The 26,583-nt window shown below is 63.2% G+C and carries 21 protein-coding genes and 1 pseudogene; 6 read left to right on the forward strand and 16 right to left on the reverse strand.

What is annotated here, in order from left to right; all coding sequences use genetic code 11:
- Positions 1-52: 52 nt before the first annotated feature.
- The 7 genes and pseudogenes from apnL to NKG95_RS11245 form a co-directional block, all read right to left on the reverse strand.
- A pseudogene (gene apnL, locus NKG95_RS11215) lies at positions 53-1,959 on the reverse strand (D-apionate lactonase).
- On the reverse strand, positions 1,956-2,990 hold the full coding sequence (locus NKG95_RS11220; RefSeq protein ID WP_353040639.1) for a Gfo/Idh/MocA family protein: 1,035 nt from the start codon (positions 2,988-2,990) through the stop codon (positions 1,956-1,958). The pseudogene apnL and the gene NKG95_RS11220 overlap by 4 nt, the downstream one beginning before the upstream one ends.
- Before the next feature lies 1 nt (position 2,991).
- Positions 2,992-4,056: an ABC transporter permease gene (locus tag NKG95_RS11225; RefSeq protein WP_023720264.1), complete on the reverse strand. Its 1,065-nt coding sequence runs from the start codon at positions 4,054-4,056 to the stop codon at positions 2,992-2,994.
- Positions 4,053-5,597: a sugar ABC transporter ATP-binding protein gene (locus tag NKG95_RS11230; protein WP_353040640.1), complete on the reverse strand. Its 1,545-nt coding sequence runs from the start codon at positions 5,595-5,597 to the stop codon at positions 4,053-4,055. The genes NKG95_RS11225 and NKG95_RS11230 overlap by 4 nt, the downstream gene beginning before the upstream one ends.
- The gene (locus NKG95_RS11235; RefSeq protein WP_352918270.1) at positions 5,594-6,247 is read right to left on the reverse strand and encodes a DUF2291 family protein; all 654 of its coding nucleotides are present in this window, start codon (positions 6,245-6,247) and stop codon (positions 5,594-5,596) included. Before NKG95_RS11235 ends, NKG95_RS11230 begins: the two co-directional genes overlap by 4 nt.
- Positions 6,248-6,360: 113 nt before the next feature.
- A complete protein-coding gene (locus tag NKG95_RS11240) occupies positions 6,361-7,302 on the reverse strand; it encodes a D-ribose ABC transporter substrate-binding protein (RefSeq protein ID WP_023675475.1) in 942 nt (313 codons plus the stop codon).
- A 266-nt stretch (positions 7,303-7,568) separates the two neighbouring features.
- On the reverse strand, positions 7,569-8,396 hold the full coding sequence (locus NKG95_RS11245) for a phosphogluconate dehydrogenase C-terminal domain-containing protein (protein WP_023720261.1): 828 nt from the start codon (positions 8,394-8,396) through the stop codon (positions 7,569-7,571).
- Between the two features lie 362 nt (positions 8,397-8,758).
- Between NKG95_RS11245 and NKG95_RS11250 the strand changes: the two genes are divergently transcribed.
- The 3 genes from NKG95_RS11250 (at position 8,759) to NKG95_RS11260 (ending at position 11,262) form a co-directional block, all read left to right on the forward strand.
- Entirely contained in the window at positions 8,759-9,433 is a 675-nt protein-coding gene (locus NKG95_RS11250; protein ID WP_023720260.1) for a DUF2161 domain-containing phosphodiesterase, read from the forward strand.
- 145 nt (positions 9,434-9,578) lie between these two features.
- Positions 9,579-10,004 (forward strand): hypothetical protein, encoded by a 426-nt coding sequence (locus NKG95_RS11255; protein WP_023720258.1) that lies wholly within the window; start codon positions 9,579-9,581, stop codon positions 10,002-10,004.
- A gap of 67 nt (positions 10,005-10,071) precedes the next feature.
- Entirely contained in the window at positions 10,072-11,262 is a 1,191-nt protein-coding gene (locus NKG95_RS11260) for an NADH-quinone oxidoreductase subunit D (protein WP_353040641.1), read from the forward strand.
- A gap of 353 nt (positions 11,263-11,615) precedes the next feature.
- Here NKG95_RS11260 and NKG95_RS11265 read toward each other — a convergent pair whose 3' ends face one another.
- Positions 11,616-12,047, reverse strand: coding sequence for a hypothetical protein (locus NKG95_RS11265; protein WP_352465792.1), 432 nt, complete (start codon positions 12,045-12,047; stop codon positions 11,616-11,618).
- Between the two features lie 257 nt (positions 12,048-12,304).
- On the opposite strand from NKG95_RS11265, the gene NKG95_RS11270 reads away from it, so the two are divergent.
- Positions 12,305-13,495 (forward strand): HlyD family secretion protein, encoded by a 1,191-nt coding sequence (locus NKG95_RS11270; RefSeq protein WP_353040642.1) that lies wholly within the window; start codon positions 12,305-12,307, stop codon positions 13,493-13,495.
- Positions 13,492-15,105 carry a DHA2 family efflux MFS transporter permease subunit gene (locus tag NKG95_RS11275; RefSeq protein WP_353040643.1) on the forward strand — a complete coding sequence of 538 codons (1,614 nt, stop codon included), beginning with the start codon at positions 13,492-13,494 and terminating at the stop codon, positions 15,103-15,105. The genes NKG95_RS11270 and NKG95_RS11275 overlap by 4 nt, the downstream gene beginning before the upstream one ends.
- A gap of 319 nt (positions 15,106-15,424) precedes the next feature.
- Here the strand turns inward: NKG95_RS11275 and NKG95_RS11280 are convergent, their stop codons facing one another.
- On the reverse strand, positions 15,425-16,177 hold the full coding sequence (locus NKG95_RS11280; protein ID WP_254817011.1) for a metallophosphoesterase family protein: 753 nt from the start codon (positions 16,175-16,177) through the stop codon (positions 15,425-15,427).
- The gene (locus tag NKG95_RS11285) at positions 16,170-16,982 is read right to left on the reverse strand and encodes a nucleotidyltransferase family protein (RefSeq protein ID WP_023720252.1); all 813 of its coding nucleotides are present in this window, start codon (positions 16,980-16,982) and stop codon (positions 16,170-16,172) included. The genes NKG95_RS11280 and NKG95_RS11285 overlap by 8 nt, the downstream gene beginning before the upstream one ends.
- 725 nt (positions 16,983-17,707) lie before the next feature.
- Here NKG95_RS11285 and NKG95_RS11290 point away from each other — a divergent pair.
- Complete coding sequence (locus tag NKG95_RS11290) at positions 17,708-18,571, forward strand: hypothetical protein (protein WP_353040644.1); 864 nt, start codon at positions 17,708-17,710, stop codon at positions 18,569-18,571.
- A 59-nt stretch (positions 18,572-18,630) separates the two neighbouring features.
- Here NKG95_RS11290 and amaB read toward each other — a convergent pair whose 3' ends face one another.
- From amaB to NKG95_RS11320, 6 genes are all read right to left on the reverse strand, one after another.
- Entirely contained in the window at positions 18,631-20,142 is a 1,512-nt protein-coding gene (gene amaB, locus NKG95_RS11295; RefSeq protein WP_353040645.1) for an L-piperidine-6-carboxylate dehydrogenase, read from the reverse strand.
- Positions 20,143-20,325: 183 nt separating this feature from the next.
- Positions 20,326-21,588: an RNA polymerase sigma factor gene (locus tag NKG95_RS11300; RefSeq protein WP_352918278.1), complete on the reverse strand. Its 1,263-nt coding sequence runs from the start codon at positions 21,586-21,588 to the stop codon at positions 20,326-20,328.
- Positions 21,585-21,959 carry a YciI family protein gene (locus NKG95_RS11305; RefSeq protein ID WP_023720249.1) on the reverse strand — a complete coding sequence of 125 codons (375 nt, stop codon included), beginning with the start codon at positions 21,957-21,959 and terminating at the stop codon, positions 21,585-21,587. Before NKG95_RS11305 ends, NKG95_RS11300 begins: the two co-directional genes overlap by 4 nt.
- 86 nt (positions 21,960-22,045) lie before the next feature.
- On the reverse strand, positions 22,046-23,164 hold the full coding sequence (locus NKG95_RS11310; protein ID WP_353040646.1) for a DNA topoisomerase IB: 1,119 nt from the start codon (positions 23,162-23,164) through the stop codon (positions 22,046-22,048).
- Positions 23,165-23,279: 115 nt separating this feature from the next.
- On the reverse strand, positions 23,280-24,164 hold the full coding sequence (locus NKG95_RS11315) for a transglutaminase family protein (protein ID WP_353040647.1): 885 nt from the start codon (positions 24,162-24,164) through the stop codon (positions 23,280-23,282).
- Between the two features lie 7 nt (positions 24,165-24,171).
- Positions 24,172-26,583, reverse strand: a complete 2,412-nt coding sequence (locus NKG95_RS11320; protein ID WP_023720246.1) for a circularly permuted type 2 ATP-grasp protein — start codon at positions 26,581-26,583, stop codon at positions 24,172-24,174.

Below are 26,583 nucleotides of genomic sequence, written 5' to 3' on the forward strand. Positions count from 1 at the left end.
TAGGGGCAACCGTTGCGGAATTGCGGCGATTCATGAACCCCGGCATATGACTTCAGCCGATCCGGACAATTGCGTAAGGCGTCATCACAAGACGGTCTCGGCCCGACGCGTCGCGCTGAATCTGGCGTGACGTTCGTCCATCCCAGATCTTCAGAAAACCCTGATCGGAGCCGAGCCCGGAAACATCGACTGGAACGTCGACCGGGGTAAGGTTCGCCAGCCAGACGATGATCTTGCCTGTCTGGGCGCGGCTGGCCAGTCCGAGCACCCGCGTCTCATCGGTCGTTGTTGCCGTTATGTGCGCATGGCCGGCCAGTTCGCAAAGTCCTTTCACCGCGTGGAAAATCGGCCGGCGCGTACCTTCTTCGAGCGGTTCATCCGACAAGGCCAGCACGCCGAATGGCCCGGTGAAGCTGCAGAGCGTGAGCATTTCGAGCCCGGCAGGGGCGAGGCGTGCGGCATAGCCGATCGTCCACGCGGCCCCGAACAGTCCGGCATGGCGAGGGTCGCGGTCGGCCATGGCAATGCGCTGACTGTCGGGATTGGCCTTGGTCGCGCCGCCATAAGGGTTCTGGCGCATGGCAATGGTCGACGGCCCGATCCGATAAGGTTTTGTTCCGAAGATCGCCCGTACAGACGCCGTGATGAAAGGCAGCGCCTCCAGCGATTGCATGACGCTGAGATCGTCGGCGGCATGCACGATCGGGCAAGTGCAATGCGTGACGAAATCGAGCGGGTCGGCCGGCACACGCTTGCGGTTGAGTTCGGTGAAATAGCTGAACATGCCGCCGCCGAGGCGGGTGTCGGGAAAGGCACGCCGCGCCGCGGCATAGACATCTTCGAGCGGCGGGCACTGCGGCCATGCGCTGCCCGGCGGCGTCGACTGCCGGTCGACCGAGGGCGAAACGGCAATGGCCGAGAGCTTGAGCCCGGCCTTGCGCACCCTGTCGGCGACGCCTGAAAGCTCGACGTCGAGATCGCCGTCGCCGGCAATGACACATTCGAGCGTTGTCCGAGCCGGATAGGCGGCGGCCAGCCTGGCGTAGGACCGCAAGGCGTCGAGCCCGTGGCCGCGCGTCGGGTCAAAGTGGAACATCAATTGCTGCGGGCCAAGCTCGGACAGCACCGACAGCTTGCTCAGCCGGCCTCGACCTCATCCGGGTAGATGATAACGCCGATATCTGGCAGCACCGGCCCGGCTTGGCCGAGCGTGACACGAATCGGTTCGGCGGTTGCCGCGGTGGCCGGCACTTTCCCGCCACCCTCCACCCGCAAGCTGATGGTCTGGCGGAAGGGCTTGCCGGCAGGCAGCACGTAGGGCCATGGCAGCGCGAGCGGCCGGACATAGGTCTTGTAGGAGGCATCCGACCAGTTGCGCTGGTCTTCCATCTCGAAGGCATCGCCTTCCATACGGCATTCGGCGGTGACGCCCGCCCGGACCTCATGGGTGATCGCCCGCAGATCCTTGAACGGCTGCCAGGGATCGATTAGTTCTGGGAGCCGCGTTGCGACCACGCTGCCGTCGGTATGCTCGACCGTGACCGGGCTGCCGGCCAGGCCGGCAATCGGATGCAGGATGCAGAAGCCACAGCGATTGGTTTCGAAATCGCTGTCGGGACGAGCGCTCACGTCGAAGACCAACTGGCCATCGGCGGAGCTCTTGATGGTCGCGCGGAAGCCGAGTCGACTGCCGTCCGGTGCCTGGCAACTTGCCGAATAGCTGACGGAAAATGCCTCGGCATCTTGCTCGATGGCAAGGTTGGTGAGCGCCGGCTCGTAGGTGCCCCAGTCGCGATCTCTGACGATATAGGCGATGGCGCGCAGAACTTCGGTGCCGCCCTGCCGAATGTTGCGCAGATTGCCGTTGACGAAGTCCGCCGTCAGCGCACCGGCGCGCAGCCTGACCGGTTCGACTTCAACCGCATGCGTGCCGTAAAGGAGGAAGGCGTCGGCTGTCATTTCAGCCAGGCGTCGAGTTGCACCGGTTCGCGGCTTGCGGCGCCGGCATAGGCCGCCTCGACCAGCGCCAATGTCTTGAGGTTGTCCGCGCCCGAGGTCGCGGGCTCGGTTCCGTTGGTCAAGCAATCGACCCAATGCTTTTGAATGGCGACGACGCTTTCCTGGATGTTGTGCCACGGCCGCGATGCCCAAGGCAGCAGCGGCGGCGAGACGTCGCTGACAGCCGTTCCGCTCCTGCCGGTGACGGTGAGCCGGTAGCCCTGCGCCAGCCGGATCGTGCCGTCGCTGCCGTCGATTTCGATCAGCGTCTGCGGAAACGGCTCAGTCGCGAGCTTGCTCGCGTAGCTGCAGTCGACCACCGAAGTGGCGCCGCTCGTGTGGTCCATGAGCATCGTCGCAACATCCTCGCCGGCAATGGCAGGGTTGACGCGCGCCGTTCGCGCAGTGACCGTCGAGACGTCGCCCAGCAGAAAGCGGGCGATGTCGAGGATGTGGATGCCGAGGTCTTCGATAATGAAGCGCTTTCCCGTCGCCAAATAGGGCTGGCCGGAAAACACGTCGTAAGCCGATCGAAACGAGATCCGTCCGAAGAAGGGTGTGCCGATGTCGCCGCTGTCGAGCACGGCACGCACCGCCTGGATCGGCGACTGCCAACGAAAATTTTCGTGCACCATCAGCGGCACACCGGCGACGGCGCATGCCTTCACTATCGCCTTGGCGTCGGCAAGCGTCGGCGCGAACGGTTTTTGGCAGATTACCGGCACGCCGTGCTGCGCCGCCATCTCGACGAGGGGACCGTGGCTCGGCGCGGTGGTGGCGATGTCGACGAAATCCAACCTTTCGCCGGCAAACAGTGCTGCCGCGTCGGTATAGCGCCGCGCGACCCCGAACTGGTCGCCGACGATCCTCAACCGGTCCGGATCGCGGTCGCAGATGGCAGCGATCGAGGCACCCTCTATGTCGCGCCAGGCATGCATCTGGTTGACGGCGAAGAAGCCGCAGCCGATCAGCGCTCCCCGCAGTTCCGTCATGTCAGCCGGCCTTTGCCATCTGCATCAGCGTCACCCGGCTCTGCAGCCGGCGCTGTGCCTGGTCGACGACGACGGCGACGATGATGACGAGGCCCTTGATCACCATCTGCCAGAACGAGCTCACCCCCATCATCACCAGCCCGTCCGAAAGAATGCCGATGACGAAGGCGCCGACAATGGTGCCGCCAATGGTGCCGCGTCCGCCCGACATCGAGGTGCCGCCGAGCACTGCCGCGGCAATGGCGTTGAGTTCGAAGCTCTCTCCGGTCGCCGGATGCGAGGCCATCAGTTCGGACGAGATGATCAGCCCGACGATCGCCGCGCAGAAACCGGAGAACATGTAGACGAACATCTTCACCATGTTGACGCGGACGCCCGAAATCCGCGCCGCCCGCTCGTTGCCGCCAACGGCGAAAATGTGGCGGCCGAGCGGGGTGTACTTGGCGAGATAGGCGGCCCCTAATGCAACAACGAGCAAAATCCACAGCGCGACGGGCAGGCCGAGCAACCGGCCGGCGCCGAGAAAGCCGAATCCGGTGGTGCCAAGCTCCGGCTTGCCGACGAGATTGGGAAAGGTGCGCCCGTCGGACGACAGCAGCGCCAGGCCGCGCGCGACATAGAGCACGCCGAGCGTGGCGATGAACGGCGCAACGTTAAGCCTGGTGATCAGCAAGCCGTTGACGGCGCCGATCAATATGCCGACGGCAAGCGTGATCAGCGCGATCTCGAAGACGTTGAAATAGATGGTATAGCCGACCTGCAGGTCGATGCCGTTGAGCACGAGATAGCCGGCCACCATGCCGCACAGGCCGACGATCGAGCCGACCGACAGGTCGATGCCGCCGGTGATGATGACAAAGGTCATGCCCATTGCGAGGAATGCGTTCAGCGCCACGTGCTTCGACATCAGGATAAGATTGGCGGCCGAGAGGAAATTGGGGGCAGCTATCGAGAAGAACAACAGCACGGCGATCAGCGCGATGAACGTCCTCGCCTTCATCAGCGTCAGCAGGACCGAGCCGCTCGAAAGGGAGGTGACCGCCGCCTTGGCTGGAATGTCAGTCATGCGCCTTGCTCTCCGTGCGGGACCGGTCCGTGGCCGAGCGCCGAGGCAGCGACGATTGCGGCCTCTGTCGCCTCGGCGCGGTCGAACATACCAGTCAATTTTCCATTGCTCATCACCGCGATGCGGTCTGACAACGCCATCACCTCATCGAGATCCGAGGTGGCAAACAGGATCCCCAGGCCGTCGCGCGACAGCTTGCGCATGGTGCGGAACACGTCGGCCTTGGCGCCGACGTCGATGCCGCGGCTCGGCTCGTCCATCAGCAGCACCTTCGGTCCGGTGAGCAGCGCCTTGCCGATCACCACCTTCTGCTGGTTGCCGCCCGATAGCGACGAGACTTCCTGCGCCGGATCGGCGACCTTGATCGCCAATTCGCGCACGGTCTGGGCCACCGCCTGTCGTTCGGCGGCACCACGAATGTGGAACAGGCGCACGAAACGCGACAGGCTGGCCAGCGTCAGATTGCTGGCGACGGAGAGGGTCGACACCAGCCCTTCGCGCTGGCGGTCTTCGGGGATCAGCGCCAGGCCGCGGCGGATGCGTCGCGTCGTGTCCCGCTCGTGCACTTTTTTGCCGCCAATGAATATCGTTCCGGTCGAATGGCCGTGACGGCCCATGATGCAGTCGAACAGCTCGCTGCGTCCGGCTCCCATCAGGCCGTAGATGCCGAGGATTTCACCGGCGCGCAGCGACAGCGAGACGTGGTCGACCGCGAGCCCGCCGGTGACACGCGGCAGGCAAATGTCCTCGGCACGGAATATCTCTTCGCCCGGAACATGGCCGTCGGCCTTGGCGAAGTCCTTGGCGTCGGAGCCGATCATCTGCCGCACGATCCACTGGGTATCGACGTCTTTCATCTCCGCCTGGCCGGTGATGCGCCCATCGCGCAGCACGGTGATGGTGTCGCCGATGCGGATCAGTTCCTCGAGCCGATGCGAGATGTAGACGATTGCCACGCCGCGCGCCTTGAGGTCGGCAATCACCTTGAACAGGATCTCGACTTCCGCCGCGCTGAGCGCCGAGGTCGGTTCATCCATGATCAGGATGCGCGCGTCGAGCGAAACCGCCTTGGCGATCTCGACCAGTTGCTGCTGGCCGATGCGCAGATCCTCGACCAGCATGTCGGGCCGGATGCCGGCTTCCAGGCGTTCAAGGAATTCCGCCGCGCGGCGCTCCTGCTCTTTGCGGTCGATCTTGCGGAAGCGGTTGGTGATCTCGCGGGTGGCGAAAATATTTTCGGCGACAGTCAGATTGCCGAACAGGTTCAGCTCCTGGAACACCATGCCGATGCCGCGATTCACCGCATCCCCGGATGACGAGAAGGAAACCTCCTCGCCGTCCAGCAGAATGCGCCCGAGTGTCGGCTGCTCGACGCCCGCGATGATCTTCATCAGCGTCGATTTGCCGGCTCCGTTTTCGCCGACCAGCACGTTGACCGCGCCCTTGCGCACCTCGAAATTCGCCCGCTTGACTGCGACGGTGCCGGAATAGACCTTCGAGACATCCTCCAGCTTCAGGATGACATCTTGATCGCCGCTCATGGCTTCGGCCCGATCTCTGCCTCCGCCGGCGTCACCAGCGGCAGGTCCTGGCCACTGCCCGGCGTATAGGCGCCAAGTACCTCGACGCTGCGGCCCTCGAGTGTCTCGCGCGGCAGCTTGGAAAGCACGGTCTTGTCGGCATAGGCGTTGAACGCCTTGCCGAACTGGGCGAAGTCGATCTGATTGGTGAAATCGTTGAACTGGATGAAGTCGAGGCTGTCGCGCAGGGCGGTCCCACGCATGGCGGGGCCGATCTGCACCCGCGCATCGGCCTTGCCGTCGCCGTCGGCATCGATGTCCATCGTCGCCGCCCGTGACTGTGTGTTGGCTGCAACGACCTTGCCCTCGAGCCGAACGGCGAAGGTCCATGGCGAATTCGCCTGCTTCTTCGGGTTGCCGTATTTCGCGCCGGCAGCGGCGGGGTCGGCCTTGGCCAAGGCATGCACCTCGGGAAACGGCCCGGCCTTCTGCTGCAGATAGGGTATCACCTTCGTCGCCCAGATGTCCTCGACCAACTTGTCGGGATTGAACGCGGAGCCAGTGCCGCCGTTTTCCGCCGACGGCGTCGGCAAGATCTTGCAGGCGGTCAGGCTGACTATTGCTGCGAGGAACAACGCGACAAAGATCGGCCGGGTCAGCGTGTTGAACATGTCGGCTCGTTCGGCATGGCGGTCAGGAGCACCCAGAGAAATGGAAGCAAGGGCGAAATGGAAGCAAGGGACGAACCGGAGGCTCGTCCCTTGCTGCCTGATGTTACGCCGGCTCAGTTGGTGAGCGCGAACGTCTCGAGCTTGGCGGCATTGTCGCCATTGACCAGGACGCAGTCCATCAGCTGCTTTTCTTCGGCGGGAGACTTCTTGTTCTTGATGAAGTCGTTGGCCTGCTCGACCGCCATCTGCGCCTGCGCGAAGGCCGGCTGCAGGACTGTCGCCTTGATGCCGCCGGAGGTGATCGAGTCGCGCACGTCGTTCGACCCGTCGAAGCCGACGACTATGACGTCCTTGCGGCCGGCAGCGGCGAGTGCCGCATAGGCGCCCATCGCCATCGTGTCGTTGCCGGAGATCACGCCCTTGATATCGGGATTGGCCTGGAGGATCGACTCCATCTTTGAATAGGCCTCGGTCTGGCTCCAATTGGCCGACTGCTGCGCCACCATCTTCAAGTCTGGATAGTCGTCGATGACGTCGTGGTAACCCTTGGAGCGGATGCCGGCATTGGTGTCGGATTCCTTGCCGACGAGCTCGACGAAATTACCCTTCTCGCCCATCAGCTTGACGAATTCCTGCGCGCCGAGCTGGGCGCCCTGATAGTTGTTGGAGACGATCTGCGCGACGGCAACGCCGGTGGCATTGATCTCGCGATCGATCAAGAATGAGGGAACACCTGCGTCCTTGGCCTTCTGCACGGCGGCAACGGTGGCGTCGGCGCCGGCATTATCGAGGATGATTGCCTTGGCGCCGCGGCCGATCGCCGTGTCGATAAGTTCGGACTGCTTGTTGGCGTCGTCGTCATGGACGAGCACCAGCGCCTCGTAGCCGAGTTCCTTGGCCTTGGCCTCTGCGCCGACAGCTTCCGCCTTGAAGAACGGATTGTCATGCGAGGGCGTGATGATGGCGATCAGATCCGCCGCATAGGCGGGTGCGGCCGTGCCAAGCGCCAGCATGCCGGCGAAAGCCGCAAGCGTCATTCTGCGTGTCAGTTTCATGTATTCCTCCCGTTGAAAACCCGTGCCTTGATCCCAAGGCTATATGCATTCAATTCGTTAGCCAGCGCGGATCGCGGATCGCGTCAGGTTCACAAGCCCTTTGCCGGCTTCACCTCGATCGATCGTCTCCCCGCTATCCTCCACTCGTCCCAGGCCCTGAGCTTGCTGCGAAGCTTGACGGTCCGAGCCATCGAACAGCTAAGCTAACTGGTATGATGAGTCAATGACAATTTCAGGTGATATGTTCCGGAAGACGCGTCGCGCCCTCAGGTGATGCGCTGAATGCTCGCGGCAATCTCCTCCGGCTCGAACACCCGCTTCCAGTCGTCGCGCATCAGCACCGGCTTGCCGAACTCTATCGCCTTGTTGCAGGCGTCGGAGAACACGCCTTTGGTCTCGCCGAAGATGACGGCGCCAAGCACGTTCATATGGCCAAGCAGGAAGTCGAGCGCCGCCTGCTTGTCGACCCCGCGCGCCACCACCTCGTCGACGGCCTCCTTCATGACGACGAGCAGCGAAGCGCATACCGTTTCCGAAAGGCCGGGCTCGAGCAGCGCCATTTGATCGACAGTGACGCGATGCGAGCGCATGACCGGGGCCCAGATGATCTTGGCGATCGCCTCACCCTTGGCGAAATCTTCCTCCGGTCCCTGCATCAAGGCGCTGACCATGTGCTGCTTGGCCTTGACGCCGCCGAAATAGTCCTTCTTGGCCGCCATGTCGGTCTCGTCGTTGAAGATCGGCGGGTGGCACGGGTGGGTGACGAAATAGGTCAGGTCCGGTCGCTGCGGCAAATGCCCGGCGAAAGGTGCCGCGGCGTCGAGCACGACGACCATCGTGCCTGATGGAAGCTTGCTCTCGATGCTCGCCGCGACCTTGCCGATATGCGTATCCGGCACCGCCAGGATCACCACATCAGCGCCATCAAGCGCCTCATCGGCGCTGACGGCATCGATGCCGAGGCCCGACTTCAGCCGCTCGCGGCCGGCGTCGCCGACCTCGACATGGCGTACCGTATAGGGAGATCCGCGAAAATTGGTCGACAGGCGGTAACCCATTTTGCCGCCAGCACCAAACAGCGCAATCGTTGTCATTGTCCGTTACTCCTGATTTCCAACGACGGCCCTGCCGATCGTCATCCCATTGACTTGTATGCACATTGCCGCCGGCTGGCGGATTAGAAAAGGCGGGGAGCCGCCGCTCAAATGACGATGCCTGGACGATGTCCCGGGCGCTCGGATGTCCAGCACAGCGCAGCTATGCGGGGCATGCTACCTCAGGTACATATTATACCAGCATACCAAATTGGCAAGCGGCCGTGGCACGGCTCTGCGCCACCGGCGAGCCGCAGCAATCGCTTGGGTTTGGCCGTCGTTTACCTCCTGTTCAATGGCAATGAGCGATCATCGCGCTGAACTGCCAATCGGGCGGGATGATTCGCAGCGAACAAAGGCCCATGCTCGAGACTTCACTCTACAGCCCGGTCAAGACCTTCCTCGAAGGCCTGGGATTCATGGTCAAGGGCGAGATCGGCGGCTGCGATCTGCTGGCGCTGAGTGCCGACTCTCCACCGATCGTCGTCATCTGCGAGCTAAAGCTGAAGTTCAATCTCGAGTTGGTCCTTCAGGGCGTCGACCGTATGGCGGTGAGCGACGAGGTCTGGCTCGCAGCATGCATGTCGGGCCGTGGCAAAGGCCGTGAGAGCGATGTGAGGTATCGCAATCTCTGCCGTCGCCTCGGCTTTGGCCTGCTTGGCGTGCGGACGAACGGCGAGGTTCAGGTGCTGCTCAGCCCGACGGCATTGGCTCCGCGTAGGGATTCCCGGCGCCGCTCGAAACTAATCGACGAACATCGGCGTCGGCAGGGCGATCCTGTCGCCGGCGGCGGCTCGCGTGCGCCGATCATGACCGCCTATCGCCAGCAGGCCCTGGCATGCGCCGCAGCACTCGCGGACGGCCCAAAGCGGCCGCGTGACTTGAAGCCCAACCTGCCGAACGCGCCCAAAATCCTGCTGCACAACGTGTATCGCTGGTTCGCGCGCACCGATCGCGGGATCTACGAACTGACCACTCAGGGCCGTGAAGCATTGCAGCGCTGGCCGCAGCCCCATCGCAGCCACACCGCTGCCTGAGACAGGCAACGCCGGATTTCGCGCTCGCTTCCGCGACAATCACGGCTTCGGCAAGACTGCAACCTCCGTGACGGAACCATATTTCGACACGAGGGTTGTGTCGTCACCGAATTGATCGTCCCTGAGCAAAACGGAAGGAAAGGCCATGCGGCTATCGACGACAATTGCCACACTCTCGGCACTGGCTCTTGCCTCGCCGGTCTATGCGCAATCCGTGGGACCAGAGCTTGCCCCTGTCCCGCCGACGGCCCCGCAAACCCTGCCAGAGCAAGCCACGCCCGAAGGGGCCACTCCCGACCAGGCTACACCTGACCAAGCCTTCTCCGCCCAGAATTTCACCGCAGTGACAATCGTGGCGATGGAGGATCTGCCTCCTGACATCAAGGCACAGGCGGAGGCCGTCGTCACCCAGACCAGCGCCGAGGATTTGCGTATCCTGCAAAGTTCGATCGACGCATCGCCGCAGGCGGCATCGGCACTGGCGGCGAACGGGCTTAATTCCACGCAGGTCGTGGCCGCCAATATCGACGGCGACGGCACGCTGACGCTGATCATCCAGACGACGACGTGAGCGGCTGAAAGCGGACAAGCCGGTTCCGGCATGGAACCGAAGCCCGCCTGGATCGCGGAGGACTGTCATGGCCGAGGCTGCAGTTCGCAACTTCACCATCAATTTCGGGCCACAACATCCCTCCGCTCACGGCGTCCTGCGGCTGGTGCTCGAACTCGACGGCGAGATCGTGGAACGCGCCGATCCCCACATCGGCTTGCTGCATCGCGGCACCGAAAAGCTCATCGAGTACAAGAACTACCTGCAGGCCCTGCCCTATTTCGACCGGCTCGACTACGTCGCGCCGATGAACCAGGAGCACGCATTCTGTCTCGCCGCCGAGAAGCTCCTTGAAATATCGGTTCCGAAGCGTGGGCAACTCATTCGCGTGCTTTTCTGCGAAATAGGCCGGCTCCTGTCGCACCTCCTCAACGTCACCACCCAAGCCATGGACATCGGCGCGCTGACGCCGCCGCTCTGGGGTTTCGCCGAGCGCGAGAAGCTGATGGTCTTTTACGAGCGCGCGTCCGGCGCCCGCATGCACGCAAATTATTTCAGGGTCGGCGGCGTGCATCAGGATCTGCCGCCGGAGCTCCTCGACGACATCTGGAATTTCTGCGATCCGTTCCTCAAGGTCTGCGACAATCTCGAAGGGCTGTTGACCGAGAACCGCATTTTCAAGCAGCGCAATGTCGATGTCGGCGTGATCGGCCTCGACGATGCCTGGGCCTGGGCCTTCTCCGGCGTGATGGTGCGCGGATCGGGCGCCTCCTGGGACCTGCGCAAGGCGCAGCCATACGAATGCTATTCGGAGATGGATTTCGATATCCCGGTCGGCAAGCATGGCGACTGCTACGACCGCTATCTCGTACGCATGGAGGAAATGCGCCAGTCGGTCCGGATCATGCGGCAATGCCTGGAAAAGTTGCGCTCGCCCGAAGGTCAGGGGCCGGTCGCGATCCCGAACCGCAAGATCACGCCGCCGCCGCGTGCTACGATGAAGCGCTCGATGGAAGCGACGATCCACCACTTCAAACTTTATACCGAAGGCATTCGCGTGCCGCGCGGTGAAGTCTATGCCGCCGTCGAGGCGCCGAAGGGTGAGTTCGGCGTCTACCTCGTGTCGGACGGAGGCAACATTCCCTACCGATGCAAGATCCGCGCACCCTCCTTCGCCCACCTGCAGGCGATGGATTTCCTGTCCCGAGGCCATATGATCGCCGATGTTGCCGCGATCATCGGCTCGCTCGACATTGTGTTTGGAGAGATCGACCGCTAGGGCGGATCGAAGGGTGTTTGGAGAGATCGATCGCTAGAGTGGATCGAAGGGTGTTTGGAGAGATCGACCGCTCACCAGGTCGAAGGATCTTCCACGATCGCGGGATTGTTCGTCCTTAGCCAGATCTCACCTGCCTGGACGGCGCTCGAACGCCCGTCGGACGAGGGCTCTCAATTGCGGCGGGCCAACTCAAATTCTCACATCAAAGACGGACGCATGGCCGCGACAAGGCGCAGCCAAGCGTCAAGGAGTTTCACAATCTGCGCGGCCTGACGGGGCACGAGTCCTTCCAAGTTCGGAAGCGCTCTCCACGGCGCGGAAAGAACGCGTGTTCCGCCGTTCCTCGTATCGCGTCAATGCACGATCAAGCCCTTCATCCAAGCAACAAATCTGTTGCCGCGAACTATCCCGCGCACTCTGGCAGCGGCCCATCGCGCTTGCATCGTGGCGCCAACGTGGCAATGGCAAACGATTTGGTGCAACTGCCGGTCGCTCAGTTCGAAGAAGCGCTTTGCCTCACCATAGGTATCGTCGTTCAAGCCCATGGCACGCAGAACCGGATCCTCGAAAGCGACAGTGAGCGGCGTCCCAGCGCCACGCGATCTGTCGCGCGCTTCCCTGTTCATATATTCGGTGCCTGGAAGCGCCCCAAGGCATCGCGTCGGGTTTTGCTCGAGAAGTTCTGCCCAACGTTCAATCCGCTGGTTTCGGGTCATCGCCGGATACGCCGCGAAGGACTCAACTTCCGCGACGGCATGCAGTTGGTCGAGTGTTTGATGTTTCATGGTCGGCTCCTGTCGACAGGTGAATTCGCCCACGCCTATATGAGCAATTATCGCGCCGTGGAGCGCTGACAAGGCCAGACCGCCGCAACATCAGGCGTACGGATCATCTGCCCGGTGAAGCGGCGCTCGAGTTCAACGCGCCGGCGCCGCTCGGTGGGTTCGACGTCGCCCCGTTAACCGAACCCATTCCGGGCAGGAACTTTTGCGGAAGTTCGCGGTTTGGCTTTGCGTCCGCTCCGGCGGCTGCAATATCAGTCTTGAAAGCCATTCCGTTGGACACGAAGCCGCAAAGCGTCGAACAAGACGTCGAGCCTGTAAATGAAACTCGGGAGCAACCGGCCCGGGTTCGAGAATCTCGTGAGCGATCGGCAGAGCCGCGGCAGGAAAAGCCCGACGGGGATGCCTCGCAACGAAAGGCCGGTCTGCTCGGCTTTCCCAGGCGCCATCCCTATGCGACGGCGGCGGTTGCGCTTGCGCTGTTGCTCGTCGCGGCAGGCGTCGTGATCTGGTGGCTGAACGCTCGCCAGTACGAATCGACCGACGACGCCTTCATCGACGCCCGCACGGTGACGATCGGCGCCCAAATCGCCGGCCGCATTACCGAGCTGGCGGTTACCGACAATCAGCACGTGCAGGCAGGTGATGTCCTCCTGCGCATCGACGACAGCGACTATCAGGCAAATCTGAAGCAGGCCGATGCCGGCGTCGCCGCGGCCGAAGCCGAAATCGTCAATGTCAACGCTCAGATCGAGGCTCAAAACGCAAAGGTGAACGCTGCCCAGAGGCAGGTTGCACAGGCCAAGGCAGCGCTGGATTTCGCCAAGGCTGAGGATCAACGCAATCGCGAACTCCTGGCCAGGGGCACGGCAACGCAGCAGCAGGCGCAGCAAGCGGCATCGACGCTGCGTCAGGATCAGGCCGCGCTGGACAGCGCCGAGGCCAATGTCGCCTCGGCAAAAAGCCAGGTTTCGGTCTTGCAGGCACAGGCCAGGAGCGCCGAGGCGCAGCTCGAACAGGCCAAAGCCAGCCAGGAGCAAGCCCGCACGACGCTGTCGCGCACGACCATCACAGCACCCGCAGCCGGGCGGGCAACGAGCATTTCGGCCGCTGACGGAACCTACGCGCAACCTGGCCAGGTATTGATGATGTTCGTTCCCGACGAGGTCTGGGTGAAGGCCAATTTCAAGGAGACGCAGCTCGACCTGATGCGGCAGGGACAACCGGTCGACATCGATATCGACGCGTACCCGGACAAGTCCTTCCATGGCCGCGTCGACAGCATCCAGGCCGGCAGCGGCACCGCCTTCAGCCTCCTGCCGGCTGAAAATGCCACCGGCAACTACGTCAAGGTGGTGCAGCGCGTGCCGGTCAAGATCGTCTTCGACAAGCCGCCCGATGTGCTTCTCGGCCCAGGGCTGTCGGTGGTGCCGACGGTCAAGGTGCAATGAGCGGCGAAGCAGCCAGAAATCAGGGCGAAAGCCGATCCGCCGCCGGGACACACAATCCCTGGCTCATCGCCATTGTCGTTTCCATCGCCACTTTCATGCTGGTGCTGGACACCTCGATCGCCAATGTCGCCCTGCGCAACATCGCCGGCAGCCTGGCGGCCGGAATGGACGAAAGCACCTGGGTCATTACCACCTATCTTGTGGCCAACTCGGTGATCATCCCGGTCAGCGGCTGGCTGGCAAGCGTCATCGGCCGCAAGCGCTACTACATGCTTTGCGTGGCGACCTTCACCGTCGCGTCGCTGCTGTGCGGACTGGCGCCCAACCTGGAACTGCTCATCCTGTTCAGGATCCTTCAGGGCCTCGGCGGCGGCGGCATGGCGCCAAGCGAACAATCGATCCTGGCCGATACCTTTCCGCCGGAAAAGCGCTCGCAAGCCTTCGCGCTTTACGGCATTGCCGTCATCGTCGCACCAACGGTCGGGCCGACGATCGGCGGCTGGCTGACGGACCATTTCTCCTGGCACTGGATCTTCTTCATCAACGTGCCGTTCGGCATCCTTTCGCTGGCACTGGTGCAATGGCTGTTGGTCGAACCGGACGTACTCGAACGCGAACGCAAGGAACGGCTGAAAGGTGGCCTGAAGATCGACGGGGTCGGGTTCGTCCTGGTGGCCACCGCATTGGGGTGCCTGGAGATCTTCCTCGACCGGGGCCAGCGCTACGATTGGTTCGCCTCGGATTTCATCACGACTTTCGCAGTGATTTCCGCGATCGCGTTTCTGCTGCTTATCCCATGGGAAATCAGTCGCAGCGATCCGGTCGTCGACATGCGCCTATTGTTCACGCGCCAGTTCGGCACGGCCTTCCTGGTTATGATGGCGGTCGGTGCTATCCTGTTCAGCACCACCCAGATCGTGCCGCAACTGCAGCAGACGACATTTGCCTACACCGCGACGCTGTCGGGCCTTTCGATGATGCCGGGCGGCATCGCCATGCTGATCTTGATGCCGGTGTCCGGATTTGTAGGCAGCATCGTGCAGCCCAAATACCTGATCATGGTGGGCATGTCGGTGGTCGCAGTCGCGCTTTGGCACATGACCTCGCTTACCCCGGACGCCAGCTTCCGCTTCTTTGCCTTTGCCCGTGTCTTCCTGATGGTCGGGCTGCCGTTCCTGTTCATTCCCATCTCGACCGCGGCCTATGTCGGCCTGCCCCCGCAACAGACCAACCAGGCATCGGCGCTGATCAACGTTGCACGCAATATCGGCGGCAGCATCGGCGTCTCGCTGTCCAACACCGTCATTGCGCAAAGCTCCCAGATCCATCAATCGAATCTGGTCGGCCACACCGTACAATCGTCGCCCGCCTATCAGCAGGTGCTTAGGCAGGCGACCGAGCATTTCGTCGCTCATGGTTCGCCGCTGGTCGAGGCGAAGCAGCAGGCGATCGGCTGGCTCGGCCAGTTGATCGCCCGCCAGGCCACGCTGCTCGCCTACGTCGATGTCTTCCGCTATTGCGCGGTGGCAACCGCCCTGCTCGTTCCGCTTGCCCTGCTGCTGCGGTCAGGCAAGTCGGGCAGCAGACACGAGAATCCGGAGATGGGCTGACCCGCAGGCGCGACGGTGTGGTTCCAAAAACGAGGAAGCCGGGAACCAGCTGACCCATTGCGTTGTTCTGCGCCAAGAGGAGATGATCACGATGGCCACTATTCCCACACCCGAGCCAACACCGACCCCGGTACCACCGCCTCCCATCCCCGATCCCAAGCCCGTGCGTGAGCCGGACCCCGACAGGCTCCCCGACGAGGACCCCATTCCCAATCCGGATGAAAACGATATTCCGCCGAAGCGGATGTCTTTCAGCCGGCAGTTGCCGTGATCGTTCTGCAGCCTGTCTGGCGATTGCTTGCGCCAGCGGCGCCGCCTGTCAGATTTCGAGCATGGCGTAGGGGCGGCCGGTCGGCTTGGCGACATGCATGGCAACGTTATAGACCGACGCTCCGCCCGGCGTACGGCCCTCATAGGCGCCACGATGCGCATGGCCATGCACCACTGCGCTGACCTGGAACCGGTCTATTGTCTCGGCCAGGCGTGACGAACCGAGAAACGGGAAAATCTCCAGCGGCTCGCCTTCGACCGTCTCGACGACAGGCGCGTAGTGCAGAACGACAAGCGTGCGTTTGGCGCGGACCTGCCGCATCGCGTTTTCAAGCCGCATCGCTTCGTTCACGCTTTCCGCCACCATCGACTTGATCGCCGGTTCGCCAAAGGAGCCGAGCATGCGCGATCCAAAACCGCCAACGAAACCCTTGACCCCAACGAACCCGACCTCGTGAATCTCCGTCGCCTCGCCGTCGAGGAGATGAACGCCCGCCTGACGCAAAATGTCGGTGACCTGCTCGACGGCGCCTGACTCATAGTCGTGGTTGCCAAGTACGGCGACGACCGGGATCGTGCAGGCACGCAGTTCCTCGGCAAGGATTTCGGCCTCGCGAGGCTTGCCGAGATTGGTAAGGTCGCCGGTCAGCACGAGAACCTGGGCTTCGCGCGACATCTCGCCGAAAAGATCGCGGTACGACGCCTGGTCCTCCTTGCCGACATGCAGATCGCCGATGGCGGCGACCTTGAGTGTGCCGCCGTTTTCGGCCTTTGCCGAAGCAGATTCGAGCTCGTCAGCCATCGCTATATTCTCCTTCACCGCCGACGTCGGCAAAGCCCCATTGCTTGACGTCGATCTCATAGTCGGTTCGTGAAAGCATGCGCCCGCGGCAGATCCGCATCCGGGAAGGCGGCAATTCGCGCTGCTTGGCCAGCCGGTCGAGCAACTCGTCGAGCAGCCACGCGGGCACACGGTCTCGCTCCGTCGGATAGATCCATCTGAAGTTCAAGAGATGCATCAGCAAGACTTCCCAATGAACTTCCATGTAGGAAAGCAGCCTTTGCCAGTCGATCTGGTCGTGCGCCTTGAGGATGGTGTGCGCGACGTCGGCGCCATCATGCCGGCCGCGGTCCTGGATGAAGCATTTGGACCAGATAAGCTCGGTTGGGCCGATGATCCGCACGTGGCTGCCCAGCAATTCGGCCTGGCGAGCATGCTCCAGCCACTGGTCGTCGACAGGCATTGTGCCGTTCATCGAGGTGAAGATGACGTCGAAAAAATGCGTGCCCCTGAACACCTTGCCGAGCCACCGGTCGTCCTCGACCACGACCGCATAGCCGATCTGCTTGAAATGGGCGAGGATGCGCGGGCAGTCGCCGGCCTTGCAGAAAATGTCGAGATCCTTGGTCGGGCGGATGATCCCGGTATAGGCGCTTACGGCATAGGTGCCGGCGACGAGAAAGGGGATGCCCGTCGCGACAAGCTCGCGGATCGCTTCGATATAAAAGACCTCCGCTTCGGCATTGCGAGGCGTCGGGGCGGCTTTTGGATCGACCGACGGAACGGATGCCGGGATGGCGCTTTCCGGTGGGGGATTGATGATCATAGCAAATGGCTCCTGGCCCGGCAGACCAGCAGCCGCCTGTATCTAATAGCCAAGCATGCCCGATGGTTCCCGCCGCTGCGTGCCACCGCCGCTCTCGCCTGCTGCATCAGGCGAACACGCCGCGGTGGCGGGCCTTCGAAGCGGTCGTGGCCCTCGGCCGCGGCGGCAGCCATAAAGAGACATGTGAGCGGTTATTTTTGGCGTCAAGATCGCAGCGCGCTTCGGCCTCAAGCGCGTCGAGGCGTAGTGGGCCCGCTATCATTCTCGGGTCCGGAAAGGATTGGTTTCAACATGGTTCCCGAGCTGTCGGAGGCGCTGCGCACCCGACGTAACAGCCACTTGAGCGCCCGTAGCCAAACCGACTCTGTTTTCCGGAACGCTGCAGGCGGCGTGGCGAAAAGGCCATTCTCCATTTTGTAGTTCCTCACTGTCTCAGTCCAATCAGCGTTCTTCAACGAGCAAAACTTGTGTTGGTTCCGCGTCGCCATCGGCGGGAGCACGGGCTGGACAGGCGAAGCCATCATTGGTGGGTTCAAGCAGGCTAGCCTTCTGCAGCGAGATCAGCGCCTCGCGAGATCAGGGGCCTCGGCGATCAAGTCGCGGAATTAAGCCACTAGCCGGCCGGATTCAGCTCGTATCCTGATGCGCCGGCTCTGGACACGGCCCGCGAAGGCTGAAATTGTTACCGGCATTTCCAGTTGCAAATTTGATTGGGCACTGCGGGGATGGCGCTGGTTTCTGAAGACATTGCCAGCCATCCGGCACTGCGTCGCCATGTCCAGGCTCAGTCGCGGACGCTTCTCCAAACCTATGAAGCGAACCCGCGGCTGGCCTCCGTATTCGCCACGCAACAGCGTTGGCTGATGGCCCATATCGGCCTTGGCTTGTATTTCAATCGAGAGCCGGACGATCATCGCAAGGGACTTACGTCTGCACGGTTCATGGACGACATCTGCCGGCATTCGGTGGCCAGCCGCAACACCGCCGACGCCTTCCTGAAGGAGATGCTGCATTACGGTTTCATCCGGCATCTGCCGATCAAATACGGGCGCATCCGCCCCTTTGAGCCGACCGCGGGCACTCTGGAGACGGTTGCCGGCTGGGTCATGGCGCATCTGAAAACGCTGGACAGCCTGGACAATGGATTTCGACTGGCTGCATTCGTCGCACAACCGGACCTGCTCGCCAAACTGCAGCCGCTGGTGGCCGACGGCCTGCTTTCGTCGCATGCCGTGCGGGAGCCGAGACAGACCTTTTCCTTGTTCACCTGGCTCGACAATGGCGGCATCGTCATGGATTGGCTGATGTCTGGCGTCGATCCCGATCATGCTGACCTGGACCGAATTCCGACCGGTGTCGTCTCAATCGGAGATTTCGCGAACTGGCTCAAGCTTTCCCGGACCCACCTGTCACGCAAATTGCGCGATGCCGAGGAACTCGGCAGCATCGGCTGGTTGGGCCAGCGGGGTCACTCGGTCATGTGGGTGTCGAGCGACTTCTATCAGGAATACATGACCGCCCAGGCGGTCAAGCTCGCCATCATCGATGCAGCCTTCGACAATTGTGTTGTAACTTCCGAAGCCAGCTGAACGGCGAGCCGAACGCCGTCGTGGCGGCTTTGGCGCCGCCGCGACGAAGGTTTGGCATTTCAATCGATGTCGAACGAAACGCCCTGGGCGAGCGGCAGCGCCTTGGAATAGTTCACCGTATTGGTAGCGCGCCGCATATAGGCCTTCCAGGCATCCGAGCCCGACTCGCGGCCGCCGCCGGTTTCCTTCTCGCCGCCGAAGGCGCCGCCGATCTCGGCCCCCGAAGTGCCGATATTGACGTTGGCAATGCCGCAGTCCGAACCGTCGACGCCGAGGAAGCGCTCGGATTCCTGCAGGTCGCGGGTGAAGATGGACGACGACAGCCCGGCGCCGACCGCATTGTGCTCATCGAGCACGGCGTCGAAATCCGAATATTTCATCACATAGAGGATCGGCGCGAAGGTCTCCTCCGTCACCGGCGAAACTTGGCGCGGCATTTCGACCAGCGCCGGACGCACATAGTAGGCCTCAGGCTGGCCGTTCTCGACCCGCATTCCGCCGGTTATCTTACCGCCATGCGAAGCCGCCTCCTCCAACGCCTTCTGCATGTTGTCGTAGGCAGCCTTGTCGATCAACGGGCCGACGAGAGCGCTTGTCTCCAGCGGATTGCCGACCGAGACGCTTTCATAGGCCTTCTTCAGGCGCGGAACGAGCTGGTCATAGACGCTCTCATGCACGAACAGGCGCCGCAGCGTCGTGCAGCGCTGGCCGGCCGTGCCCATCGCTCCAAAGGCGATCGCGCGCAGCGCCATGTCGAGATCGGCCGTCGGGCAGACGATGCCGGCATTGTTGCCGCCGAGCTCCAGCACGGCACGGGCAAAGCGCTTCGCCAGCCGTGGGCCGACATCCCTGCCCATGCGCGTCGAACCGGTGGCGGAGACCAACGGCACCTTCGGATGGTCGACCAGGATCTCGCCGACGGCGCGATCGCCGATCAGCACGGGCGCCAGCCCTTCCGGCGCATCGCCGAAACGCTTTGCCGCGCGCTTGAAGATCGCTTCGCAGGCGAGCGCCGTCAGCGGTGTCTTCTCGGACGGCTTCCACACCACCGCGTCGCCGCAGACCAGCGCCAGCGCTGCATTCCACGACCAGACCGCCACCGGGAAATTGAAGGCCGAAATGACGCCGACGACGCCGAGCGGATGCCAGGTCTCCATCATGCGGTGGCCGGGGCGCTCGGTGGCGATGGTCAGGCCGTACAATTGCCGGGAGAGACCGACGGCGAAATCGCAGATGTCGATCATCTCCTGCACTTCGCCAAGACCCTCGGATGGAATCTTGCCGACTTCGATCGAGACCAACCGGCCAAGCTCGGCCTTGTGTGTGCGCAATTCCTCGCCGAGCAGCCGCACCAGTTCGCCGCGCTTGGGAGCTGGTACCTGCCGCCACGCCAGGAAAGCCCTGTGCGCCTTGTCGATGGTCGTCGCCGCATCGGCCGGCGAGATGGTCTTCAGCGCGGCGATCTGCTCGCCGGTCACCGGGCTGCGCACGATGAGATCGCCGCCCGTAAGCGCGCCCTCGGCAACGCCCAGTTTCGCCAGAAGCCCGGCCGTTTCCTTCGCAATCGTCATTTTCATCCCTTTCAGATCCCGTCGCTCATATGGCGTCGGTCAAAGCCTTGTGCCACGCCGTCTCCGTGCCGATCGCCACATCGGGCACTGTCATGGCGTGGCATTACTCGTTTCAGGGAAAAATCGCCACCCCGGCATGGTCTAAGCAAAGGTCAGACCGTTGAACCAGGCGGAGGCGTCGGATCAATGCGCCGTTTGCTTGGCGCCTTCTTTCATCAGCCGGTCGATATGCATGCGGATATGCGCCGCCTCGGCTGCCGTGTTGGCAAGCGCGATGGCGCGGTCGAAAGCGACACGCGCCTCGTCGCCGCGGCCAAGCTGCATCAGCAGGCCGCCCTTGAGGCCGAAGAAGTGGAAATAGCCGGAAAGCCTTTGCTCCAGCGGCTCGATCATGGCGAGTGCGGCTTCCGGTCCACGCACCTTGGAGACGGCGACGGCGCGGTTAAGCGTCACCACCGGCGACGGCTGCATCTGCTCGAGCAGGCCGTAGAGCAGGTCGATCTCGTTCCAGTCCGTATCCTCGGGCTTTTCCGCCCGTGCATGCAGCGCGGCGATCGCCGCTTGCACCTGGTAGGGACCGGGCTTGCGATGGCGCAACGCCTTATCGACCAGCGCCAGGCCTTCATCGATCATCTTGCGGCTCCACAGGCTGCGGTCCTGGTCTTCGAGCAGCACGATCTCGCCGTTCTCGTCGAAGCGAGCCGGCGCGCGTGCATGCTGCAGCAGCAACAGCGCCGTCAGTCCCATGATCTCCGGCTCGGTCTGGAATAGCCTGAGCAGCAGCCGGGCCAGCCGGATCGCCTCTTCGCAAAGCGGCGCACGCGCCGACGCCTCGCCGCTGTTGCTGGAATAGCCTTCGTTGAAGATCAGGTAGACCATGGCAGCGACGGCGGCGAGCCGTTCGGAGCGCTCGACCGCTCCCGGCGTCTCGAACGGCACCCCGGCGTCGGCGATGCGCGCCTTGGCTCGAGTGATACGCTGCTCCATGGCGCTTTCACCGACGAGGAAGGCGCGGGCGATCTGCTTGACCGTCAGGCCGGAGACGATGCGCAACGCCACCGCGATCTGCTGCGTGGCCGGCAGGTCGGGATGGCAGCAGATGAACAGCAACCGCAAAATATCGTCGCGGTAATGCGCACCGTCCAGCCGCTCGGCGATGTCGCTCTCGGCATCTTCGAGATCGGAGATCTGGTCCTCCTCCGGCAGCGGCGCCTGCTTGGCGCGCTTGCGCACCGCATCGATGCCGCTGTTGCGGCCGACGAAGATCAGCCAGGCTGCCGGATCGCGCGGCGGGCCATTTTTCGGCCAGTTGTTCAGGGCCCTCAGGCAGGCGTCCTGGAATGCTTCCTCCGCCGCGTCGAGGTCGCGGAAGTAGCGCAGCAATGCCCCCATCGCCTGCGGGCGAGCGGTGCTGATTGCCGTGCTGATCCAGGCAAGTTCGGTCATGCGGAAACCTTGGCGGGGTTGAAGAGCGAGACCGGCCGGATCTCGTAGGAGCCGCCGCTCGGGTTGACCTCGGAAAGCTCGCGCGCGAAGTCGACGGCCTCGTCGAGGTCGGCGCATTCGAGCGTGTAGAAGCCGAGGAACTGTTCCTTGGTTTCGGCAAACGGGCCGTCGATGACGATCGATTCGCCCTTGACCTTTCGCAGCGTTGTCGCCGCCGTCGTCGGCAAAAGCCGCGCCACGGGGCCAAGCCGCCCGGCGTTGGCATATTTCTCTTGTACGCCGATAAGTTTTTCCATGACGGCATCGTCCTGCTCCTTGCTCCAGGAGCAGACGACGTCTTCAGAGGCATAGCAGAGGATCGCGTAGAGCATGGGTCGTCCTTTTCTCTGTCAAAGGACGAAACACTAGGACCGATCCCGACATGGCGTCGACAAAAAAATACGCCCCCGGTCCTGCGTCATTCCCTCGCCTTCAGCCATCTCAAGACCAGGGCCTCCTCGTCGTCGAGCCCGGCGATCGAGCGCTTGCCTCTGTTGGCGTCCGCCATTTCGCCAAGCAGCCCTCCTTCGGACCAGGCGCGGAAGACTTCCGGATGGATGTAGCAGCGGCGGCAGACGGCGCGTGTATTGCCGAGCCGCTCGGCGACCTTGTCGATGACATTGTTCATCACCCGCTTTTGCTGCGCCTGGCTTTCGGGACGTTCTGTTTGCGCAAACAGCGACGCCGCATGGATGGTGCCGCCCCAGGTTCTGAAATGCTTGGAGCTGAACTCGACACCGGCATTCTCCCTGATATAGCGGTTGACGTCGTCGGAGCGCACCGGATGCCTGTTTCCTTCCTCGTCGAGATACTGGAACAGTTTCTGGCCCGGCAGGTCCTGCGCTCCACGCACGATCTTGGCGATCCGGCGATCGACAAGCTTCAATCTCCATTCCTTGCCGGATTTGCCGATGAAGGCGAAACGCAGGCTCGAGCCCTTGATGTCGACATGGCGGTCGCGCAGCGTGGTCAGCCCAAAACTCTTGTTGTCGCGCGCGTAGGCGGCGTTGCCGACGCGGATCATCGTGTTGTCGAGCAGCCAGACGATGGCCGCAACGACGCGTTCCAGCGGCAGGCCGTGACGGCGCAGATCGGCATCGATCTGCCGTCGCAATTCGGGCAGGCTTTCGGCGAAGGCGATGAGGCTCGAGTATTTGACGCCGTCACGCTCCTCCGCCCAGTGCTGATGATAGCGGTATTGCTTGCGTCCGCGCTGGTCCCGACCGGTCGCCTGAATGTGACCGTCGGCATCCGCCGAGATCCACACATCCGTCCAGGCCGGTGGAATGGCGAGCGCCTTGATGCGTGCCAACGCGTCCTGGTCGACGGCACGCCCGTCCGGCCCTTTGTATGAGAAGCCCTTGCCTGAACGCAGCCGGCGAATACCGGGTTCGGTGTCGGCAACATAGTTGAGCGAGGCCCGAACGGCCGAGGCGTGCGCGCCGTTCTCCAGTGCTCCGTTCCGCGGCACCCCGTTCTTTGGTGCAGCTTTCCTAACAGCCGATCGGCCAGACGACGACCCGGATTTGTCCAGCATGTCCTCTCCACTGGAATTTCCGTAGATAAGCCGCTTGCTGGCTGCGGGTTCCACGCCTCTTGATTTCTTGGTCCAAGACTGATTAACGACGACGCCGTCCAACGAGGAGGTGCCGTCACGCCTTTTCGAGCACGACCGGTATGACGTCGACTGCCTGCTCGCCAACCTGCCCGCCCGTGGTTTTCAGCACGCCGACGATCGGCGCCACATCGGAGTAGTCGCGGCCATAGCCGACCGTGATATGATCGTTGCTTGCCCGCATGCCGTTGGTCGGATCGAATTCCTGCCAGCCGGCATCGCGCCCGCACCACACCTTGACCCAGGCATGCATGGCGTCGGCGCCTTCGAGCCGCGGCTTCCCACGCGGCGGGATGGTGCGTAGGAATCCGCTGACATAGCCTGCAGGAATGCCGAGGCCACGCAGGCCGGCGATCATGATATGGGAAAAATCCTGGCAGACGCCGCGCTTCAGGCCGAAGGCGTCGCTGGCCCGCGTCTGCACCGTGGTCGCCTCGCCGTCATAGGTGAAATCGCGGTGAATGCGGTTGCACAGAGCCATGGCCGTGCCGACCGTCGAACTGCTGGCACTGCCTTTCGCATAGGCAGTGATTGCCGGGTCGATGCCGGCATGATCGCTGGCGGCCAGAAAGTGATGCGGCGAAGCCGGCGCCAGCGAGTGCACCGCGCCGAGTTCTTCCCTCAGCCGGCGTAGGTCGGGCGATACGTCGAGCCCGGGCTCCGGCCGCGACACTGAAACACGCGCGCTCATCCTGATGTCGAGCGCATCATGTGCGTCACGAAAGGCGATCGAGGTGACACTGTTGCCGAAAAAGTCGGAAAAGTCGGAGCGTTCGCTGGGCGCCGGCACAAAAGACAGTGAAGCGGCGATGACGCGCTGTACGCCAGGGATGGTCGGCGGCAGCATACGCACCTGATGGCGGCCGCCGCCGGCCGCCGCATCATAGTCGTAACGCAGGTGAAGCCTGATGTCGTAGAGCATGCCGTCTCTATCCGAAATAGGCTTTGGAGAGGCTGTTGTAGAGGCCGCCGATTTCATTGGCGAGATCGCTGAGGGCCTTGGCCGTCATGTCCGAGGGCTCCCTGATGGCGATCGACGTGTTGAGCTGCAGGATTTCCTTGGCCGCCGGCGACATATGGCCTTCACCGCCGACAGAGGGCAGCAGCGCGATTTCGGCCTTCAGCCGTTCGAGCTGGAACAGGATTGAGCGCGGGTTGAGCGGATCGAGCGCCAGAAGGTCGACCACGGTACGCCGTCCCGCCTGCACCGGATATTGCCGGCGGTGGGTCATGACGCTGTCGCCGATCTCCAGCATCATGTCGAGCGCGCCTTCCGGCGCCTCGGCCCTGGTCAGTCGGGCGAGCGTGCGGGCGATCTGGATGCCGCGTTCGAGCCTGCGGCCGATTTCCAGGAAACGCCAGCCGGCAAAGCGGTACATGTTCTCGTGCAGCAGGCCGGAAAACCCGGCCAGCTTGCGCAGGATGACCGTCATTGCCCTTGTCGCGTCGTCGCCCGGCGCCACTGTCACGGCAAATTGATGGATCGTCTTCGACAGGTCCTTCAATGCCAGCCAGCCATCGGGCGAGAAGCGGTCGCGGATCTGCCCGGCGCTGTACACGGCGCTGTCCAGCGTGCCGATGAGCCCCAACGGGATTGCCGTCTCGACGTCGATACCGAACGGCGCGAGATAGTCCCTGATGTCGGCGAGCAGCGGCATCTCGGGATCGGATGTCTCGGCCAGCCGCACGTGGTAGGCGCGCAGGATGCGCACCGTGTCTTCCGATCGCTCGATATAGCGGCCGAGCCATGTCAGGTTTTCCGCCGCGCGGCTGGGCAGGCTGCCCGGCAAGGTTCGGGTGAAGCTGTCATGCTCCTGCGGCAGCAGCGTCTCACGCTCCACCGGCCTGTCGCTGACCACCCAAACATCCGCCGCCTGGCCGCCGCGCTGCATGGCGATGGCCGTCGGGTCGAGCGAGAAGCCGACACGGGCAAAACCGCCCGGCATCACGGTCCAGCCTTCCGGCGTCCGCGCCAGATAGACGCGCAGGCTTGCCGGCCGCGGCTCCAGCCAGCCGCTGACATAGACAGGAGTGGTCGACAGCGTCACCGCTTCCTGGCCGACAAAGTCGCCGCCGTCTTGTTCGATCCGGGCGACGAGCTCGGCCCGTTCCTCGGCCGACAGCGCTGACCCGAGCTTGGTCGAGCCGTCGTCCTCGAAGGCAAGCCGCGTCGACAGTGCCGGGCCGATCACCATGCTATCGATATTGGCGAGCACATGTTCGCGCTCCGTATCCTGCCCGCACCACCATGTCGCGACGGTCGGCAGCAGCAGTTCCTCATTGCGCAGGGCGCGCGAAATCTTCGGCAGGAAGGCGAGCAGAGCGCGCGTCTCCATCAGGCCGGAACCCAGTGCATTGACGGCCGAAACCGCCCCTTGCCGGACCGCTTCGACCAGCCCCGGCGTGCCGATCTGCGAGTCCGACCGCAACTCGAGCGGATCGGCAAAGGCAGCGTCGAGCCGTCGCCACAAGACGCTGACCGGCATCAGCCCCGAAACTGTGCGCACCATCAGCCTGCCGCCGGAGACAGTCAGGTCCTCGCCCTCGAGCAGCATGATGCCGAGATAGCGGGCGATATAGGCATGTTCATAATAGGTCTCGTTCAGCGGTCCCGGCGTCAGGATGGCGACACGGCCGCCGGCTTGCTTGGCCATGCCGATCAGCGCATCGCGAAAACGGCGGAAGAAACCGGCCAAGCGGTGCACATGCATCTCGCCGTAAATGTCGGACAGTGCCCTTGTGGTGGCGACGCGGTTTTCCAGCGCAAAGCCGGCGCCCGATGGCGCCTGGGTGCGGTCGCCAAGCACCCACCAGCGGCCGTCCGGGCCACGACCGAGCTCGAAGGCGCAGAAATGCAGGAAATGGCCGCTGGCAGGCCTGGTGCCGACGACCGGCCGCAAATATTCCGAGCTGGCCGCGATCAATCCAGCCGGCAGAATGCCTTTCTCGACCAGCCGGTTCGGCCCGTAAATGTCGGCGATGGTCTCCTCGAACAGATCGGCGCGCTGGACCAGGCCGGCGCTGATGTCAGCCCATTCCTCCTCCTCGATCAGCAGCGGCACATGCGCCAGCGGCCATTCCCGCTCATTGGCGCCGGCCTTGTCGTAGACGCGGTAGTAGACGCCGGCATCGCGCAGGTACTGGTCGGCGCGGGCAAAACGCTGGGCAAGCTTTTCCGGCCCCAGGTCCTCCAGTGCCTCGATGAAGTGCCGCCAGGCCGGCCGCGGATTGCCCGACGCATCGACCATCTCGTCGACGACGCCGTCGATCGGTTGATAGTGCTCCAGCAGACTGTGGGTCTGCGGCTTGCTGCGCAGCTTTTTGTGATTCCCCTTCGCCAT

It is taken from the genome of Mesorhizobium sp. M1423 (genome assembly GCF_040317575.1).
Classification (GTDB): domain Bacteria; phylum Pseudomonadota; class Alphaproteobacteria; order Rhizobiales; family Rhizobiaceae; genus Mesorhizobium.

What these genes read in the sequence shown, in the direction of transcription:
- NKG95_RS11220 (WP_353040639.1), bottom strand. Translation starts at nt 2,990, where the DNA reads ATGACGGAACTGCGGGGAGCGCTGATCGGCTGCGGCTTCTTCGCCGTC.
- NKG95_RS11225 (WP_023720264.1), bottom strand. Translation starts at nt 4,056, where the DNA reads ATGACTGACATTCCAGCCAAGGCGGCGGTCACCTCCCTTTCGAGCGGC.
- NKG95_RS11230 (WP_353040640.1), bottom strand. Translation starts at nt 5,597, where the DNA reads ATGAGCGGCGATCAAGATGTCATCCTGAAGCTGGAGGATGTCTCGAAG.
- NKG95_RS11235 (WP_352918270.1), bottom strand. Translation starts at nt 6,247, where the DNA reads ATGTTCAACACGCTGACCCGGCCGATCTTTGTCGCGTTGTTCCTCGCA.
- NKG95_RS11240 (WP_023675475.1), bottom strand. Translation starts at nt 7,302, where the DNA reads ATGAAACTGACACGCAGAATGACGCTTGCGGCTTTCGCCGGCATGCTG.
- NKG95_RS11245 (WP_023720261.1), bottom strand. Translation starts at nt 8,396, where the DNA reads ATGACAACGATTGCGCTGTTTGGTGCTGGCGGCAAAATGGGTTACCGC.
- NKG95_RS11250 (WP_023720260.1), top strand. Translation starts at nt 8,759, where the DNA reads ATGCTCGAGACTTCACTCTACAGCCCGGTCAAGACCTTCCTCGAAGGC.
- NKG95_RS11255 (WP_023720258.1), top strand. Translation starts at nt 9,579, where the DNA reads ATGCGGCTATCGACGACAATTGCCACACTCTCGGCACTGGCTCTTGCC.
- NKG95_RS11260 (WP_353040641.1), top strand. Translation starts at nt 10,072, where the DNA reads ATGGCCGAGGCTGCAGTTCGCAACTTCACCATCAATTTCGGGCCACAA.
- NKG95_RS11265 (WP_352465792.1), bottom strand. Translation starts at nt 12,047, where the DNA reads ATGAAACATCAAACACTCGACCAACTGCATGCCGTCGCGGAAGTTGAG.
- NKG95_RS11275 (WP_353040643.1), top strand. Translation starts at nt 13,492, where the DNA reads ATGAGCGGCGAAGCAGCCAGAAATCAGGGCGAAAGCCGATCCGCCGCC.
- NKG95_RS11280 (WP_254817011.1), bottom strand. Translation starts at nt 16,177, where the DNA reads ATGGCTGACGAGCTCGAATCTGCTTCGGCAAAGGCCGAAAACGGCGGC.
- NKG95_RS11285 (WP_023720252.1), bottom strand. Translation starts at nt 16,982, where the DNA reads ATGATCATCAATCCCCCACCGGAAAGCGCCATCCCGGCATCCGTTCCG.
- NKG95_RS11290 (WP_353040644.1), top strand. Translation starts at nt 17,708, where the DNA reads ATGGCGCTGGTTTCTGAAGACATTGCCAGCCATCCGGCACTGCGTCGC.
- amaB (WP_353040645.1), bottom strand. Translation starts at nt 20,142, where the DNA reads ATGACGATTGCGAAGGAAACGGCCGGGCTTCTGGCGAAACTGGGCGTT.
- NKG95_RS11300 (WP_352918278.1), bottom strand. Translation starts at nt 21,588, where the DNA reads ATGACCGAACTTGCCTGGATCAGCACGGCAATCAGCACCGCTCGCCCG.
- NKG95_RS11305 (WP_023720249.1), bottom strand. Translation starts at nt 21,959, where the DNA reads ATGCTCTACGCGATCCTCTGCTATGCCTCTGAAGACGTCGTCTGCTCC.
- NKG95_RS11310 (WP_353040646.1), bottom strand. Translation starts at nt 23,164, where the DNA reads ATGCTGGACAAATCCGGGTCGTCGTCTGGCCGATCGGCTGTTAGGAAA.
- NKG95_RS11315 (WP_353040647.1), bottom strand. Translation starts at nt 24,164, where the DNA reads ATGCTCTACGACATCAGGCTTCACCTGCGTTACGACTATGATGCGGCG.
- NKG95_RS11320 (WP_023720246.1), bottom strand. Translation starts at nt 26,583, where the DNA reads ATGGCGAAGGGGAATCACAAAAAGCTGCGCAGCAAGCCGCAGACCCAC.